At 52.8% G+C, this 16857-nt stretch carries 10 protein-coding genes, 4 tRNA genes and 3 rRNA genes; 2 read left to right on the forward strand and 15 right to left on the reverse strand.

Going from position 1 to position 16857, the window contains the following annotated elements; genetic code table 11:
• Position 1 precedes the first annotated feature (1 nt).
• The 5 genes from ilvD to ilvL form a co-directional block, all read right to left on the reverse strand.
• A complete protein-coding gene (ilvD, locus tag ACXIZX_RS18440) occupies positions 2–1852 on the reverse strand; it encodes a dihydroxy-acid dehydratase (protein WP_008106626.1) in 1851 nt (616 codons plus the stop codon).
• A gap of 62 nt (positions 1853–1914) precedes the next feature.
• Positions 1915–2844: a branched-chain amino acid transaminase gene (locus tag ACXIZX_RS18445; RefSeq protein WP_007888821.1), complete on the reverse strand. Its 930-nt coding sequence runs from the start codon at positions 2842–2844 to the stop codon at positions 1915–1917.
• 18 nt (positions 2845–2862) lie between these two features.
• Positions 2863–3120, reverse strand: coding sequence for an acetolactate synthase 2 small subunit (ilvM, locus tag ACXIZX_RS18450; RefSeq protein WP_008106624.1), 258 nt, complete (start codon positions 3118–3120; stop codon positions 2863–2865).
• Entirely contained in the window at positions 3117–4763 is a 1647-nt protein-coding gene (gene ilvG, locus ACXIZX_RS18455) for an acetolactate synthase 2 catalytic subunit (protein ID WP_479404699.1), read from the reverse strand. Before ilvG ends, ilvM begins: the two co-directional genes overlap by 4 nt.
• 149 nt (positions 4764–4912) lie before the next feature.
• Positions 4913–5011, reverse strand: a complete 99-nt coding sequence (gene ilvL, locus ACXIZX_RS18460) for an ilv operon leader peptide (RefSeq protein WP_071531048.1) — start codon at positions 5009–5011, stop codon at positions 4913–4915.
• A gap of 328 nt (positions 5012–5339) precedes the next feature.
• Here ilvL and ACXIZX_RS18465 point away from each other — a divergent pair, with 328 nt between their 5' ends.
• The gene (locus ACXIZX_RS18465) at positions 5340–6860 is read left to right on the forward strand and encodes a YifB family Mg chelatase-like AAA ATPase (RefSeq protein ID WP_479404700.1); all 1521 of its coding nucleotides are present in this window, start codon (positions 5340–5342) and stop codon (positions 6858–6860) included.
• Positions 6861–6890: 30 nt separating this feature from the next.
• Here the strand turns inward: ACXIZX_RS18465 and ACXIZX_RS18470 are convergent, their stop codons facing one another.
• Positions 6891–7229, reverse strand: a complete 339-nt coding sequence (locus ACXIZX_RS18470; protein WP_008106616.1) for a MaoP family protein — start codon at positions 7227–7229, stop codon at positions 6891–6893.
• Positions 7230–7350: 121 nt separating this feature from the next.
• On the opposite strand from ACXIZX_RS18470, the gene hdfR reads away from it, so the two are divergent.
• Entirely contained in the window at positions 7351–8172 is an 822-nt protein-coding gene (gene hdfR, locus ACXIZX_RS18475; protein ID WP_008106614.1) for an HTH-type transcriptional regulator HdfR, read from the forward strand.
• A gap of 105 nt (positions 8173–8277) precedes the next feature.
• Here the strand turns inward: hdfR and ACXIZX_RS18480 are convergent.
• From ACXIZX_RS18480 to btuB, 9 genes are all read right to left on the reverse strand, one after another.
• Positions 8278–8353: transfer RNA gene (locus ACXIZX_RS18480), tRNA-Trp, on the reverse strand.
• Between the two features lie 8 nt (positions 8354–8361).
• Positions 8362–8438, reverse strand: a tRNA-Asp gene (locus ACXIZX_RS18485).
• A gap of 102 nt (positions 8439–8540) precedes the next feature.
• Positions 8541–8656: ribosomal RNA gene (gene rrf, locus ACXIZX_RS18490) — 5S ribosomal RNA — on the reverse strand.
• 106 nt (positions 8657–8762) lie between these two features.
• A 23S ribosomal RNA gene (locus tag ACXIZX_RS18495) occupies positions 8763–11668 on the reverse strand.
• A gap of 201 nt (positions 11669–11869) precedes the next feature.
• Positions 11870–11945, reverse strand: a tRNA-Ala gene (locus tag ACXIZX_RS18500).
• Between the two features lie 143 nt (positions 11946–12088).
• Positions 12089–12165, reverse strand: a tRNA-Ile gene (locus ACXIZX_RS18505).
• 73 nt (positions 12166–12238) lie between these two features.
• A 16S ribosomal RNA gene (locus tag ACXIZX_RS18510) occupies positions 12239–13778 on the reverse strand.
• The 16S, 23S and 5S rRNA genes sit together here with 4 tRNA genes alongside, the layout of an rRNA operon.
• A gap of 395 nt (positions 13779–14173) precedes the next feature.
• Positions 14174–15025 carry a glutamate racemase gene (murI, locus tag ACXIZX_RS18515; protein ID WP_008109644.1) on the reverse strand — a complete coding sequence of 284 codons (852 nt, stop codon included), beginning with the start codon at positions 15023–15025 and terminating at the stop codon, positions 14174–14176.
• Entirely contained in the window at positions 14970–16856 is a 1887-nt protein-coding gene (gene btuB / locus ACXIZX_RS18520; protein WP_061720273.1) for a TonB-dependent vitamin B12 receptor BtuB, read from the reverse strand. The genes murI and btuB overlap by 56 nt, the downstream gene beginning before the upstream one ends.
• Position 16857 lies beyond the last annotated feature (1 nt).

Here is a 16857-nt window from a genome sequence, read left to right on the forward strand (position 1 = left end):
GTTAGCCTCCCAGCTTAGACTTATCGCGCACCGCGCCTTTGTCTGCGCTGGTCGCCAGTGATGCATAGGCGCGCAGGGCAAAGGAGACTTCACGCACACGGCCGTGCGGGGTATAAGCCGCATCGCCACGCGCTTGCTCTTCTTCACGACGTGCGTGCAGTTCGTTATCCGGTACCGCCAGCTTGATGCCACGGTTCGGGATATCGATTTCAATCATGTCGCCATCTTTCACCAGCGCGATGGTGCCGCCGCTCGCCGCTTCCGGAGAGGCGTGACCAATCGACAAGCCCGACGTACCGCCAGAGAAGCGACCATCGGTGATCAGTGCGCAGCTTTTGCCGAGGCCCATGGATTTCAGATAGGTGGTTGGATAGAGCATTTCCTGCATGCCCGGCCCGCCTTTCGGTCCTTCGTAGCGGATTACTACGACATCGCCAGCCACAACTTTGCCGCCAAGGATCGCTTCAACCGCATCATCCTGGCTTTCGTACACTTTGGCCGGGCCTTTGAAGGTGAGGATCTCTTTGTCTACACCCGCGGTTTTAACGATGCAGCCATCTTCCGCAATGTTGCCGTAAAGCACGGCTAAGCCGCCATCCTGCGAGTAAGCGTGTTCGCGAGTACGAATACAACCATCGGTACGATCGTCATCCAGCGTGTCCCAACGGCAATTCTGCGAGAACGCCTTGGTGGTACGAATACCAGCAGGACCGGCGCGGAACATATCCTTCACCGCCTGATCTTTGGTCAGCATGATGTCGTACTGATCCAGGGTTTCACGCATGCTCTGCTGCAAAATGTTGCGCGCGCTGGTGTCGATCAAACCGGCGCGATCCAACTCACCGAGAATGGCGATAACGCCACCCGCACGGTGCACATCTTCCATGTGATATTTCGGCGTGCTTGGCGCCACTTTACACAGCTGCGGTACTTTGCGAGATAAGCGATCGATATCGGAGATGTTGAAGTCGATTTCGCCTTCCAGCGCCGCTGCCAGCAGGTGCAGAACGGTGTTGGTGGAACCGCCCATGGCGATATCCAGCGTCATCGCATTCTCAAATGCGGCTTTGGTGGCGATGTTACGCGGCAGCATGTTGACGTCATCCTGCTCGTAATAACGTTTGGTCAGGCTAACGATGCGCTTACCGGCATTGATGAACAGCTCTTTACGATCGGCGTGCGTGGCCAGCAGTGAACCGTTACCTGGCTGAGATAAGCCCAGCGCTTCGGTCAGACAGTTCATCGAGTTGGCGGTAAACATACCGGAACAGGAACCGCAGGTTGGGCAAGCAGAACGTTCGATCTGATCGCTGTCGGCATCGCTGACGTTCGGGTTGGCGCCCTGAATCATTGCATCAACCAGATCCAGTTTGATGATTTGATCAGACAGTTTGGTTTTACCGGCTTCCATCGGGCCGCCAGACACAAAGATCACCGGAATGTTGAGGCGCAGTGACGCCATCAGCATGCCCGGGGTGATTTTGTCGCAGTTGGAGATACAGACCATGGCATCGGCGCAGTGCGCGTTGACCATGTACTCCACTGAATCGGCAATTAGCTCGCGTGAAGGCAGTGAATACAGCATGCCGCCATGACCCATGGCGATACCGTCATCCACCGCAATGGTGTTGAACTCTTTAGCCACGCCGCCAGCTGCTTCGATTTCCTCAGCAACCAGTTTGCCAAGATCGCGCAGGTGCACGTGGCCCGGTACGAATTGGGTGAATGAGTTGACCACGGCGATAATCGGTTTACCGAAATCATCGTCGGTCATTCCTGTCGCGCGCCACAAGGCACGGGCACCGGCCATGTTACGTCCATGGGTGGTGGTGGCGGAACGGTACTTAGGCATGCTCTATTTACTCCAGTAATAATCAGGTTGCGGGCGCCATCTGACGCCCGCAAAAAATCTCGTTATGCGTTAACCGGATCCAACCAGCCCCACTTGTCTTCCGTCTCGCCAGTGAACAGGCCAAAGAATGCCTTCTGGATACGACCGGTGACCGGACCACGTTTACCTTCGCCGACCTGAATGCCGTCGACGCTACGCACCGGAGTGATCTCCGCTGCAGTACCTGACATGAAGACTTCGTCTGCCAGATACAGGGATTCGCGCGACAGAACCTGCTCACGCACTTCGATACCCATGTCTTGCGCCAGCTTAATGATGGCGTCACGGGTGATGCCCGGCAGCGCAGAAGAGGTGAACGGTGGCGTGAACAGAATGCCATCTTTCACTTCGAACAAGTTTTCGCCAGCACCTTCTGAAATATAGCCGTTGGTGTCGAGGGCGATACCTTCCTGATAGCCGTGGCGGCGCGCTTCGCTACCGACCAGCAGAGAAGAAAGATAGTTACCACCCGCTTTCGCGGCGGTCGGCAAGGTGTTTGGTGCAACGCGATTCCACGAAGAAACCATCGCGTCGATGCCGTTTTCCAGCGCTTCAGCGCCCAGGTAAGCACCCCAAGGGAAGGCGGCGATGATTACATCGGTGGTGTAGCCATCTGGCGGGTTCACACCCAGACCCACGTCACCGACGAAGGCCAGCGGACGGATATAAGCGCTTTTCAGTTTGTTCACGCGGATTACTTCGCGGCACGCTTCCATCAACTCATCAACGCTGGCTTTAATCGGGAAACGGTAAATTTTGGCGGATTCATGCAGACGCTTCATGTGCTCACGGTGGCGGAACACTACTGGACCTTTGTGTGAGTCGTAGCAACGCACGCCTTCAAACACAGAAGTACCGTAGTGCAGTGCGTGAGACATAACGCTGACCTTGGCGTCTTCCCACTTAACCATCTCACCATTGAACCAAATAAAGTCTGCTTTCTTCGTACTCATTGCTTTTTCCTTTGGCGACTATGCGCGGATTTGTTGTGTTGTCTGTTGTTGGATCTCGACGCAAGCGACATCCATAAGTTTGCTTAACTGCGAAGACAGTAAATCGACTGAGCGTTGGCTGGCAACGGTCATTTCGATATTAATGTTCTCCGCATTGACCGCAGAGGCCATATTCATCGCACACACCTGGAAACCACGGTGACGCACGACACGCAAAATGCGCTCCAATATTTCAGGACGAAAGCGGGCTTCGATAGACAATTGATGCTGATTCATGCGGTTTTCTCCATCATGTTTGCGTTGCTGGCACCCGGCGGTACCAATGGCCAGACGTTTTCATGCTCATCTATCGAAACATGCAGGAAGTAAGGACCTTCACTGTTCAGCAGAGCATCGAGGGCGGCGTCGACCTGATCTTTACGGCTAATGCGCTGGCCTGGAATATCAAAGGCGCTGGCCAGCGTGAGGAAATCGGGGTTATCGGTCAGGATGGTTTCGCTGTAGCGACCATCAAAGAACAGTTGCTGCCACTGGCGCACCATGCCGAGACGCTGGTTATCCAGCAGCAAAATCTTCACCGGCAATTTGCCGCGCTTGATGGTGCCCAGCTCCTGAATGTTCATCATGATGGAGCCATCACCAGATACGCAGATCACCGTATCTTCTGGACGTGCAACCTGCGCACCAATCGCCGCCGGCAGACCAAAGCCCATGGTGCCGAGGCCGCTGGAGGTGATGAAGTTTTCTGGCGCGGTGAAACTCATGTGCTGTGCGGCCCACATCTGGTGCTGACCGACGTCGGTGGTGACCACGGCGCTATCCGCTTTACGATCAGACAACTGCTTCAGCAGCAACGGCGCGTAGATTGCTTCGCCTGGGTGATCGTAACGCCAGTCGAACTCTTTTTTCATCGCGCTGACTTCTTTGCGCCAGCCATCAATGTGCATCGGCATGCTCAGTGCGGGCAGCACCTGATTCATATCGCCCTGCAGTGAAACGTGCGCGCGGCGCAGTTTGTTCAGTTCGGCAGGATCGATATCGATATGGATAACGCTGGCGTGCGGCGCGAAGGTATCCAACTTGCCAGTAACGCGGTCGTCAAAGCGTGCGCCGACGGCAATCAGCAAATCACAGGATTGTACTGCGAGGTTAGCGGCTTTGGTGCCATGCATGCCCAGCATCCCGAGATAGAGATCGCTGCTGGCATCCGCGCTGCCGAGCCCTTTCAGAGTGGAAACCATCGGGATGCCGGTTTCCTGCGCCATGGCACGTAAGGCAGGGACCGCCTGCGCCATACCAACGCCGCCACCGATATACAGCATCGGCTTATGCGACTGCGCCATCAATGCGCGCGCCTCCGCAATATGCTGCGCTGAGTGGCTGACTTGTTCCTCAACCGGCAGCAGATGTGGCGTCAGTTCGCCGTTGGCGATCTGAATGTCTTTTGGGATATCAACCAGAACCGGGCCGGGACGACCCGATTGCGCGATGGCAAAAGCTTCTGCCATCACTGAAGGCAAATCATCAAGCGATTCAACGAGGAAACTGTGTTTAGTGCAGGCTAAGGATAAACCGAGAACGTCAATTTCCTGGAAGGCGTCGGTGCCGATGAAGGCCGATGAGACCTGGCCAGTGATCGCTACAACCGGGATCGAATCCATCATCGCATCCGCCAGACCGGTGATCAGGTTGGTGGCGCCCGGACCCGAAGTGGCGATACAGACGCCAGTCTTGCCGGTTGCACGGGCATAACCAATGGCCGCCATCACCGCACCCTGCTCATGACGGCACAGTAGGTGTTCCACGCCGCCATCGTAGAGCGCATCGTACACTGGCATGATTGCGCCGCCAGGATAGCCAAACACTGTATCGACACCCTGCGCGCGTAAAGCCTGAACTACCCACTGTGCACCTGTCATGGTTATTCTCCTGTATTCCTAGGGGAACAACAGAATTTTATGCTACTGCTCATAATCTGTTCCTCGCTAATTTGCTGATATTTAGGCTGGTTAAAAAAAAACCCCCGGACCTTTCGGTGCGGGGGTTTTTGGAATTCCAGACTTGATTTTTAAGCCTTTCTTTCTCCAAGCGATGCCCCGCACGGTGGGATAATAATCACCACCACGCTAATCACGACTAGGCTAATCACTTGTAGAAGGGCTTTCATGTGTTGTTTGTTTTTTCGATTGTTCGAAGTAATACCTACAGAGTTATCATAGTTAGCACGTCATTGACAATAATTTTCATTGGGAATTTTTATGACGGCGCTGGCGGTTGTGCGTTATCACATTGTAAGTAAAAGGTTATTTACATTTGTGATAAAAATTCATAACGCCCGCTTCGCAATCTTCATTTGCGGTTTACGAATAGGCTCTGATTTTTAGTGAAACCGCTGCAATTCTCAGCGAATGTCAGGAATCTGGTTCTGATGTTGAGCAGATAGCCATTGTTCATCCACCTGGCTGCTCTGATGATAAGGACAACAAGGAGCGGTTATGTCTTTATCCAAAGTATTAACACGAGCTGCGCTAGGTGTTCAGGCTCCGCTGGTGACGGTGGAAGTACACATCAGCAACGGCTTGCCGGCCCTGACGCTAGTTGGACTGCCTGAAACCACGGTAAAAGAAGCGCGGGAAAGGGTGCGTAGCGCGATTATTAATAGCGGATTTACCTTTCCGGCGAAGCGCGTCACCATCAATCTGGCACCTGCTGATCTGCCTAAAGAAGGCGGACGCTATGACCTTCCCATCGCTATCGCCATTCTGGCAGCCTCTGAGCAGCTGCCAGACGCAAAACTAGGGCAATATGAATTCCTGGGGGAGTTAGCGCTTAACGGCGCGCTCTGTGGCGTTCAGGCCGCTATTCCGGCGGCGATGGCGGCGCTGCAAGCGGGCAGACAAATGGTGTTAGCTGAACAGAATCAACAGGATGTTGGGTTGATTCAACAAGGCGAGACGCTGGTTGGCAAACATCTGGTAGAAATCTGTGCATTCCTGCATAACAAAACTACCCTCACCGTCGCGCATTATCACCCTGAAACGCTTGAACAGGAAAAGCAGGACCTAAGCGATATCATTGGTCAGGATCAGGGCCGACGGGCACTGGAGATCACTGCAGCTGGCGGGCATAACCTGTTACTGATTGGACCGCCGGGCACCGGCAAGACCATGTTGGCGACGCGTCTGCCCGGTATCATGCCGCCGTTAGACGACCAGGAAGCGCTGGAGTGCGCCGCTATTGCCAGTCTGGTAAGCAGCGGCAATCTCCATCATCAGTGGCGCAAACGGCCGTTCAGAGCGCCTCACCATAGTGCATCACTCTATGCGCTAGTTGGGGGTGGTTCATTGCCACGACCGGGGGAAATATCTTTAGCACACAACGGAGTGTTATTTCTCGATGAGCTGCCAGAGTTTGAGCGCAGAATGCTGGATGCATTGCGCGAGCCGATCGAATCCGGGGAAATCGCCATTTCACGCACACGTGCTAAAGTGACTTATCCCGCGCGCTTTCAATTGATCGGTGCAATGAATCCTAGCCCGACCGGGCATTATCAGGGCAATCATAATCGCTCATCACCTCAGCAAGTGTTGCGCTATCTCAATCGCCTATCAGGACCTTTTCTCGATCGCTTTGATTTATCGTTAGAAGTTCCACTTCTTCCGAGCGGATCGCTGAGTAAGAAACAACAAGTCAGCGAAAGCAGCGCTGAGGTTTTAGCACGCGTCCTTGCCGCGCGGCAGATTCAAACAACCCGCAGCGGAAAAGTGAATGCTCATCTCTCAAACCCGGAGATTTTACGTTGGTGTCCATTGAAGCAGCAGGATGCTGAATGGCTGGAAGAGGTGTTGAATTCGTTGGGGCTTTCGGTACGCGCCTGGCAGCGGATTTTAAAGGTGGCGAGGACAATCGCTGATTTAGCAGGTGAAGAACAGATTACGCGGAGCCATTTGCAGGAAGCAGTGGGATATCGCAGCATCGACCGCTTAATGACCTATCTGCATAAAACTCTGGAATAAAAAACGGGGCTTATATAAGCCCCGCTATTCTTAATCATCGCTATCGCTAAAATCTTCCACCGTGTCCATCTGCGGCTTGCCGCCAGAAAGCGTGTGGAAACGCTTAGGTCGCTTGATACGTGCGGTATATTTCGACCATACACGTTCAGCTTCCGTTTGCGGCTCACGAAGACCACGACATACTTCTAAAAATGAACGCTCTTCTTCTGTAATGGGTTCACGCTTAGCGAGATCCAGTTCATTAAAGGCGTAACCGTGGCGCTCCAGAAGCTGAGCTTCTTTAATGGTGAAATCACCATGACGCGAAAAACCACGTGGGTAATGTTTGTTATCAAAGAAACGATTCGTTGTTGCGAAGCTATCCGCCATTTTACACGCTCCTGACTCTCATATGGCCGTGCTATTTATGGCGCGGAGTATTAGATAGGCTTGACAGAGTGTAAAACAAAACATTTAAATCAGTACGACAAACAATTTTTGGGAGAATGCAGTGGATACGGAATTACTGAAAACTTTCCTCGAAGTGAGCAGAACACGCCATTTCGGGCGTGCTGCTGAAGCGCTTTACCTCACGCAATCTGCCGTTAGTTTTCGCATTCGTCAGCTGGAAAACCAGCTGGGCGTAAACCTTTTTACTCGTCACCGTAATAACATCCGGCTGACTTCAGCGGGCGAGCGTTTATTGCCCTATGCCGAAAGCTTGATGAGTACCTGGCTGATGGCCAAAAAGGAAGTTTCACATACACAGCAGCATCATGAGCTTTCGATAGGAGGTAGCGCATCTCTTTGGGAAGCGTATTTAACTCCTTGGTTGCAAACACTTTATGAGAATCGCGAAAGCCTCCATCTTGAGGCACGCATCGCCCAACGACATTTGCTGGTTAAGCAGTTGCATGAACGTCAGTTGGACCTGTTGATCACTACCGAAGCACCAAAAATGGATGAGTTAACCAGCCAGCAAATAGGTCATATTTCGCTCGCATTATTCCGGGCGCGCAAAACTGAGAAACGTGAAAAATATGACTATATCAAGCTGGAATGGGGCGCTGATTTTCATCAGCATGAAAGTTATCTGTCCAGTGATGATGTCCCCGTATTAACCACGACATCGGCACATTTGACGCGCGAATTACTACACACTACTGGTGCTTGTGCATTTTTACCTGATTTTTGGCACGGCATTTATAGTGATTTGATGGTTATTCCAGATACACCCGTCGCCGTGCGACCATTATATGCGGTGTGGCTGCAGAATAGCGATCAGCAAAGTCACATTCGTCAGCTGCTTAAATATCCGGTTTTGACACAATAAGATAATAAATGAGGGAGTTTGAGTGGATCGCAGTGAAACTCAAACTCATTTCACTGCCGAATTTTGGACAAAAAAAATCCTTTGCCGAAGCAAAGGATTATTTTCTGGCAGGGGCGGAGGGACTCGAACCCCCAACACCCGGTTTTGGAGACCGGTGCTCTACCAATTGAACTACGCCCCTAATTAGGGTGGCGGAACGGACGGGGCTCGAACCCGCGACCCCCTGCGTGACAGGCAGGTATTCTAACCAACTGAACTACCGCTCCACCGATTCTGTACTGATATCAGATAATCGTTCTGATTTCAGGTGTTTCGCCCTTCCCGCGTCACGGGGAAGGTCACGACCCGGTAACGGGTCTTAAATTGATGCCTGGCAGTTCCCTACTCTCGCATGGGGAGACCCCACACTACCATCGGCGCTACGGCGTTTCACTTCTGAGTTCGGCATGGGGTCAGGTGGGACCACCGCGCTAAAGCCGCCAGGCAAATTCTTTGTGCAAAAACGAATAACATCCGCTTCCGCTGATTCTTTAATCCGTAAACAAGCTGAAAATATCCGGTCTCTCAGACCAAAACGCCTCTGGCGTTGTAAGGTTAAGCCTCACGGGTCATTAGTACCGGTTAGCTCAACGCATCGCTGCGCTTACACATCCGGCCTATCAACGTCGTAGTCTTCAACGTCCCTTCAGGACTCTCAAGGAGTCAGGGAGAACTCATCTCGGGGCAAGTTTCGTGCTTAGATGCTTTCAGCACTTATCTTTTCCGCACTTAGCTACCGGGCAATGCCATTGGCATGACAACCCGAACACCAGTGGTGCGTTCACTCCGGTCCTCTCGTACTAGGAGCAACCCCCCTCAATTCTCCAGCGCCCACGGCAGATAGGGACCGAACTGTCTCACGACGTTCTAAACCCAGCTCGCGTACCACTTTAAACGGCGAACAGCCGTACCCTTGGGACCTACTTCAGCCCCAGGATGTGATGAGCCGACATCGAGGTGCCAAACACCGCCGTCGATATGAACTCTTGGGCGGTATCAGCCTGTTATCCCCGGAGTACCTTTTATCCGTTGAGCGATGGCCCTTCCATTCAGAACCACCGGATCACTATGACCTGCTTTCGCACCTGCTCGAGCCGTCACTCTCGCAGTCAAGCTGGCTTATGCCATTGCACTAACCTCCTGATGTCCGACCAGGATTAGCCAACCTTCGTGCTCCTCCGTTACTCTTTGGGAGGAGACCGCCCCAGTCAAACTACCCACCAGACACTGTCCGCAGCCCGGATTACGGGCCTACGTTAGAACATCAAACATTAAAGGGTGGTATTTCAAGGTTGGCTCCACGCAGACTGGCGTCCACGCTTCAAAGCCTCCCACCTATCCTACACATCAAGGCTCAATGTTCAGTGTCAAGCTATAGTAAAGGTTCACGGGGTCTTTCCGTCTTGCCGCGGGTACACTGCATCTTCACAGCGATTTCAATTTCACTGAGTCTCGGGTGGAGACAGCCTGGCCATCATTACGCCATTCGTGCAGGTCGGAACTTACCCGACAAGGAATTTCGCTACCTTAGGACCGTTATAGTTACGGCCGCCGTTTACCGGGGCTTCGATCAAGAGCTTCTCCTTGCGGATAACCCCATCAATTAACCTTCCGGCACCGGGCAGGCGTCACACCGTATACGTCCACTTTCGTGTTTGCACAGTGCTGTGTTTTTAATAAACAGTTGCAGCCAGCTGGTATCTTCGACTGCCTTCGGCTCCATCCGCGAGGGACTTCACCTGATGACAGCGTGCCTTCTCCCGAAGTTACGGCACCATTTTGCCTAGTTCCTTCACCCGAGTTCTCTCAAGCGCCTTGGTATTCTCTACCTGACCACCTGTGTCGGTTTGGGGTACGATTTCGTGTTACCTGGAGCTTAGAGGCTTTTCCTGGAAGCAGGGCATCAGTTACTTCACCACCGTGGTGGCTCGTCATCACGCCTCAGCCTTAAGATATCCCGGATTTACCAAAGATATCAGCCTACACGCTTAAACCGGGACAACCGTCGCCCGGATAACCTAGCCTTCTCCGTCCCCCCTTCGCAGTAACACCAAGTGCAGGAATATTAACCTGCTTCCCATCGACTACGCTTTTCAGCCTCGCCTTAGGGGTCGACTCACCCTGCTCCGATTAACGTTGAACAGGAACCCTTGGTCTTCCGGCGAGCGGGCTTTTCACCCGCTTTATCGTTACTTATGTCAGCATTCGCACTTCTGATACCTCCAGCACCCCTCACAGGACACCTTCAACGGCTTACAGAACGCTCCCCTACCCAACAACGCCTAAGCGTCGCTGCCGCAGCTTCGGTGCATGGTTTAGCCCCGTTACATCTTCCGCGCAGGCCGACTCGACCAGTGAGCTATTACGCTTTCTTTAAATGATGGCTGCTTCTAAGCCAACATCCTGGCTGTCTGTGCCTTCCCACATCGTTTCCCACTTAACCATGACTTTGGGACCTTAGCTGGCGGTCTGGGTTGTTTCCCTCTTCACGACGGACGTTAGCACCCGCCGTGTGTCTCCCGTGATAACATTCTTCGGTATTCGCAGTTTGCATCGGGTTGGTAAGCCGGGATGGCCCCCTAGCCGAAACAGTGCTCTACCCCCGAAGATGAGTTCACGAGGCGCTACCTAAATAGCTTTCGGGGAGAACCAGCTATCTCCCGGTTTGATTGGCCTTTCACCCCCAGCCACAAGTCATCCGCTAATTTTTCAACATTAGTCGGTTCGGTCCTCCAGTTAGTGTTACCCAACCTTCAACCTGCCCATGGCTAGATCACCGGGTTTCGGGTCTATACCCTGCAACTTAACGCCCAGTTAAGACTCGGTTTCCCTGCGGCTCCCCTATACGGTTAACCTTGCTACAGAATATAAGTCGCTGACCCATTATACAAAAGGTACGCAGTCACCCCATAAATGAGGCTCCCACTGCTTGTACGTACACGGTTTCAGGTTCTGTTTCACTCCCCTCGCCGGGGTTCTTTTCGCCTTTCCCTCACGGTACTGGTTCACTATCGGTCAGTCAGGAGTATTTAGCCTTGGAGGATGGTCCCCCCATATTCAGACAGGATACCACGTGTCCCGCCCTACTCTTCGAACTCACAGTATGTGCACTTTCGTGTACGGGGCTATCACCCGGTATCGCGCGACTTTCCAGACGCTTCCACTAACGCACAAACTGATTCAGGTTCTGGGCTGTTCCCCGTTCGCTCGCCGCTACTGGGGGAATCTCGGTTGATTTCTTTTCCTCTGGGTACTTAGATGTTTCAGTTCCCCAGGTTCGCCTCGCAACACTATGTATTCATGTTGCGATGATGCACTGAGTGCACCGGGTTTCCCCATTCGGACATCGTCGGCTGTAGCGGTTCATATCACCTTACCGACGCTTTACGCAGATTAGCACGTCCTTCATCGCCTCTGACTGCCAGGGCATCCACCGTGTACGCTTAGTCGCTTAACCTCACAACCCACAGGCGTTTTGCAACGCTGCAGACTGCAAGCATTTGAGAGACTCGAACATATCGCAGCTTCATTCTTATTACGGAGAATGAATACGATACGTCGTTTCAATTTTCAGCTTGTTCCGGATTGTTAAAGAGCATAATACTTCGCAGCACACCGTTTCCGGTACGCTCTGAAGTATTGTTTTGAGTCACTGTAATGGTGGAGCTAAGCGGGATCGAACCGCTGACCTCCTGCGTGCAAGGCAGGCGCTCTCCCAGCTGAGCTATAGCCCCATACAGTTACTGCAGAGACCACTACTACCACTCACCAGGAGTTCCGTTTTCGACAAACGGTAATTTCTTTTCAGGCAAGGCAAAGTGTCGCGACGTATAGTTCACTATACGAGCGGCGCTTTAACGCAGCATGAGGAGAAATTTGGTAGGCCTGAGTGGACTTGAACCACCGACCTCACCCTTATCAGGGGTGCGCTCTAACCACCTGAGCTACAAGCCTGTAGAGGTTTTTTCTGCTCGTTACTTTCTATCAGACAATCTGTGTGAGCACTACGCGGGAAGGTATCTTCAGGTAAGGAGGTGATCCAACCGCAGGTTCCCCTACGGTTACCTTGTTACGACTTCACCCCAGTCATGAATCACAAAGTGGTAAGCGCCCTCCCGAAGGTTAAGCTACCTACTTCTTTTGCAACCCACTCCCATGGTGTGACGGGCGGTGTGTACAAGGCCCGGGAACGTATTCACCGTAGCATTCTGATCTACGATTACTAGCGATTCCGACTTCACGGAGTCGAGTTGCAGACTCCGATCCGGACTACGACGCACTTTATGAGGTCCGCTTGCTCTCGCGAGGTCGCTTCTCTTTGTATGCGCCATTGTAGCACGTGTGTAGCCCTACTCGTAAGGGCCATGATGACTTGACGTCATCCCCACCTTCCTCCAGTTTATCACTGGCAGTCTCCTTTGAGTTCCCGGCCGAACCGCTGGCAACAAAGGATAAGGGTTGCGCTCGTTGCGGGACTTAACCCAACATTTCACAACACGAGCTGACGACAGCCATGCAGCACCTGTCTCAGAGTTCCCGAAGGCACCAAAGCATCTCTGCTAAGTTCTCTGGATGTCAAGAGTAGGTAAGGTTCTTCGCGTTGCATCGAATTAAACCACATGCTCCACCGCTTGTGCGGGCCCCCGTCAATTCATTTGAGTTTTAACCTTGCGGCCGTACTCCCCAGGCGGTCGACTTAACGCGTTAGCTCCGGAAGCCACTCCTCAAGGGAACAACCTCCAAGTCGACATCGTTTACGGCGTGGACTACCAGGGTATCTAATCCTGTTTGCTCCCCACGCTTTCGCACCTGAGCGTCAGTCTTTGTCCAGGGGGCCGCCTTCGCCACCGGTATTCCTCCAGATCTCTACGCATTTCACCGCTACACCTGGAATTCTACCCCCCTCTACAAGACTCTAGCCTGCCAGTTTCGAATGCAGTTCCCAGGTTAAGCCCGGGGATTTCACATCCGACTTGACAGACCGCCTGCGTGCGCTTTACGCCCAGTAATTCCGATTAACGCTTGCACCCTCCGTATTACCGCGGCTGCTGGCACGGAGTTAGCCGGTGCTTCTTCTGCGGGTAACGTCAATCGGTGAAGTTATTAACTCCACCGCCTTCCTCCCCGCTGAAAGTACTTTACAACCCGAAGGCCTTCTTCATACACGCGGCATGGCTGCATCAGGCTTGCGCCCATTGTGCAATATTCCCCACTGCTGCCTCCCGTAGGAGTCTGGACCGTGTCTCAGTTCCAGTGTGGCTGGTCATCCTCTCAGACCAGCTAGGGATCGTCGCCTAGGTGAGCCATTACCCCACCTACTAGCTAATCCCATCTGGGCACATCCGATGGTGTGAGGCCCGAAGGTCCCCCACTTTGGTCTTGCGACGTTATGCGGTATTAGCTACCGTTTCCAGTAGTTATCCCCCTCCATCGGGCAGTTTCCCAGACATTACTCACCCGTCCGCCACTCGTCACCCAAGAGCAAGCTCTCTGTGCTACCGTTCGACTTGCATGTGTTAGGCCTGCCGCCAGCGTTCAATCTGAGCCATGATCAAACTCTTCAATTTAAGTTTGATTTGCTGAAACAGGTTCAGCGATGCTCATCTGTAAAACGTCATAATGAATTTCATTATGTGTTCACTCGTGAGGCTTTGATATTTTTTACGTCCGGAGACGCTGATATCAATCCTGCGAGTGCCCACACAGATTGTCTGATAAATTGTTAAAGAGCATGCCGCGATTTCTCTAGCGGCGCGGGATGCGTATATTACGCTTTCCGCATTCTCAGTCAAGCATTTATTTTTGCTTTTCTGAAGGTTGCCGTGAAGGCCACCTCCTGAACACATCGCTTCGTAAGCCGTTGTTCCGTGTCAGTGGAGGCGCAGTATAGGGATTTCTTCGGGACTGACAAGTGCTAATTTCAAATTAATTTCCGAGTGCTGATTTTTTCGTCGAAACGCCACTAAACTGCTAATTTTTCCAGCAACGGGAAGCCATAACGCTGCAAAATCGGTGATAATTTCGTCACTTCATCATCCATACGCGTACAGAACGCTAAATTCTGCCCGGACGAAACCGCCTGCGGTGCTTCATGCTCTAATAACCAAACGGTACGACGCGCGATAGCAGCGCCCGAATCCACCAACCTTGTCCCTTCCGGCAGTACCAATTGCAGCTCATCACGTAATAAAGGGAAATGCGTACAGCCGAGAACCACGGTATCGGGCGGCTCTTTCATACGTAGCCAGGGTTGCACAGCGCGGCGGACATCGGCCAATTCAACATCTTCGCCATGCAGCTTGGCTTCCGCCAGTTCCACCAGCTCAGCAGAACCGAGCATTTCGATTTTGCAGTCTCGGGCAAATTGCGCCACCAACTCATGCGTATAAGGACGTTTCACCGTGCCACGGGTGGCCAGCAATCCCACCACGCCGTTACGCGTCAGACGCGCAGCAGGTTTAATCGCAGGCACCACACCCACAACCGGGAATTCAAAGCGCTCACGCAGAGCCGGCAAAGAGATGGTACTGGCCGAGTTACAGGCGATGATCACCAGCGCAAGCGGGAAACGCTGAGTGATAGCCGTCACCACCGCCACTACACGCTCGACAATAAAGTCTTCGGATTTTTCGCCGTACGGGAAACCTTCATTATCGAAGGCGTAGAGATAGTGAAGATCCGGCAGTAGATGCCGGACCTCATCATAAACAGACAGCCCACCCACGCCGGAGTCAAACACCAGCACGGTGGGACGCAGATCAGAAGCTGTAGCTGGCGCTGAGGTAATACTCCGTTCCTGGAGTTGGATAGCCATACGCTGTCTCATAATCTTTATCGAACAGGTTGGCAATTCTACCACGAACGGTGAGCTGTGATGTGACCGGATACGAGACAGCGAGATCTACCGTGCTGTAACTCGATAAACGACGCTGCTCGCTGGCATATTCGCTGGTGTTGTTATCGTAGCGCTTACCGAAGTACTGGTAGATGACATCAATATCAAAGTCATACACCGTCATACCCAGCTGATATTTGGCTTGCTCACGCGCACGACGCGCCAGCGTTTCACCGTCTGAATCACGACGAGCATCCAGATAACCCAAGGTGATCTGGTGATGAAGGAAGCTGGTATCAAAATCAGCGGTGGCTTCAATACCTTTCAGCGTAACGGCTTTTTCATTGTAATAGCCGCCCTCAAAAGTCACAGGATCAGAAGCGTAGGTAATGAGATTGCTGACTTTATTGTGATACGCCGCAACACGCCAATTAACCGGACCGGTTAAACCTTCCAGCGCGGCTTCCCACTGTTTTGATTTCTCAGGATTGAGATCGGGATTAGAGCTGATACCAAAACGCTTCAGGCCATAAAGCTGACCTAATGTCGGCGCCTGGAAACCCGTACCGTAAGAGAGTGAAGCTTTGTAGCCCGGTACAAACTCCCAACCCGCAGCCGTTTGCCAGGTGCCATGACGGCCAAAGTCTTCATTATCATCGCCACGCGCCGAACCTTCGAGGGTGACATTGCCAAACTGCTGCTGAGCCGTCAGGTAAGCACCTGTGTTGTCTTGCTTGTAGCCATCTTCATCACGCGGTGCGCCAGAATAGAGTTGTCCAACCGAGCTCAGTTTCTGCTGCTGCCAATCCAGGCCCGCGCTGACCATGCCATGTCCCACCGCAAAGGTGTTACCCCATTGCAGGTTGCGCTGCTCCATGTCATCCAGACTATTGGAATCCGCATAGCGGCCGTCAGATCCAACGTAGTTGTAGATTTTGTACTTTTGATAGCTGGCGGTCAGCTGCGAGGAGTAATCCTCTTTATTAAAGCGCAGACCGGTATCGAACGAGTGATTGTAGATCTGTTGCTCATCCTGACCACCGACGTAACCCGCATCGTAATCTGAGTTAGCGGCGTAACCGTAACCACGGAAGAAGCCAGAGAACGCATCATTAAACTTGTGATCAACTCCGGCCCAGAACGCCTTATTGCGCCAGCCATCACGGTCGCGATCGGTTGGCGATGTTGAGCCCGGCTGAACGTTGTAGCCATTGGTGGCCTGATAAGAACCCGCCACCGTTACGCGCGTCTGGTCCGTGACATTTTGATTGATGCCGCCGCTGTATTCCTGATACCCCTTCGAACCAAAGCCAGCCGTCAGCGAGTTTTGATTATTCGGGTTTTGCGTAATGACATTCACCACGCCGCCAATCGCATCAGCGCCGTAAACGGCAGAGCGCGGGCCGCGAATAAACTCAACGCGCTGGATAATAGAAACAGGGATTTGGTTAAAGTCAGCAACGCCGGTGATACCCGGTTTAGAGAACGGCACGCCATCAACCAGAATCAGCGTATGACGCGCTTCCGAACCTCGCACATACATAGAAGCGCTTTGCCCAATGCCGCCGCTTTGCGCGATATCCACGCCCGGCAAGCGACGCAACACTTCCAGCAGGTTCTTAGATTGCCACTGATCGATCTCGTCGCGGGTAACAACAGAAGTCGAAGCCAGCACCGACGAGACCGGCTGTGCGAAGCGGTTAGCGGTAACGATTTGCGTATCATCATTCTGCTGCGCGTAGCCAAATTGCGCCCAGAGAGACAACGCCGTTGCACTAAAGGCAAACAGCGAAGCATGTGTTTTTTTCATT

The organism is Candidatus Pantoea symbiotica (assembly GCF_056491525.1).

Bases quoted from the DNA above. Each gene is read 5' to 3' on its own strand.
- btuB (WP_061720273.1), bottom strand. From the start codon at position 16,856: ATGAAAAAAACACATGCTTCGCTGTTTGCCTTTAGTGCAACGGCGTTG.
- ACXIZX_RS18470 (WP_008106616.1), bottom strand. From the start codon at position 7,229: ATGGCGGATAGCTTCGCAACAACGAATCGTTTCTTTGATAACAAACAT.
- murI (WP_008109644.1), bottom strand. From the start codon at position 15,025: ATGGCTATCCAACTCCAGGAACGGAGTATTACCTCAGCGCCAGCTACA.
- ACXIZX_RS18445 (WP_007888821.1), bottom strand. From the start codon at position 2,844: ATGAGTACGAAGAAAGCAGACTTTATTTGGTTCAATGGTGAGATGGTT.
- ilvG (WP_479404699.1), bottom strand. From the start codon at position 4,763: ATGACAGGTGCACAGTGGGTAGTTCAGGCTTTACGCGCGCAGGGTGTC.
- ilvL (WP_071531048.1), bottom strand. From the start codon at position 5,011: ATGAAAGCCCTTCTACAAGTGATTAGCCTAGTCGTGATTAGCGTGGTG.
- ilvD (WP_008106626.1), bottom strand. From the start codon at position 1,852: ATGCCTAAGTACCGTTCCGCCACCACCACCCATGGACGTAACATGGCC.
- ilvM (WP_008106624.1), bottom strand. From the start codon at position 3,120: ATGAATCAGCATCAATTGTCTATCGAAGCCCGCTTTCGTCCTGAAATA.
- ACXIZX_RS18465 (WP_479404700.1), top strand. From the start codon at position 5,340: ATGTCTTTATCCAAAGTATTAACACGAGCTGCGCTAGGTGTTCAGGCT.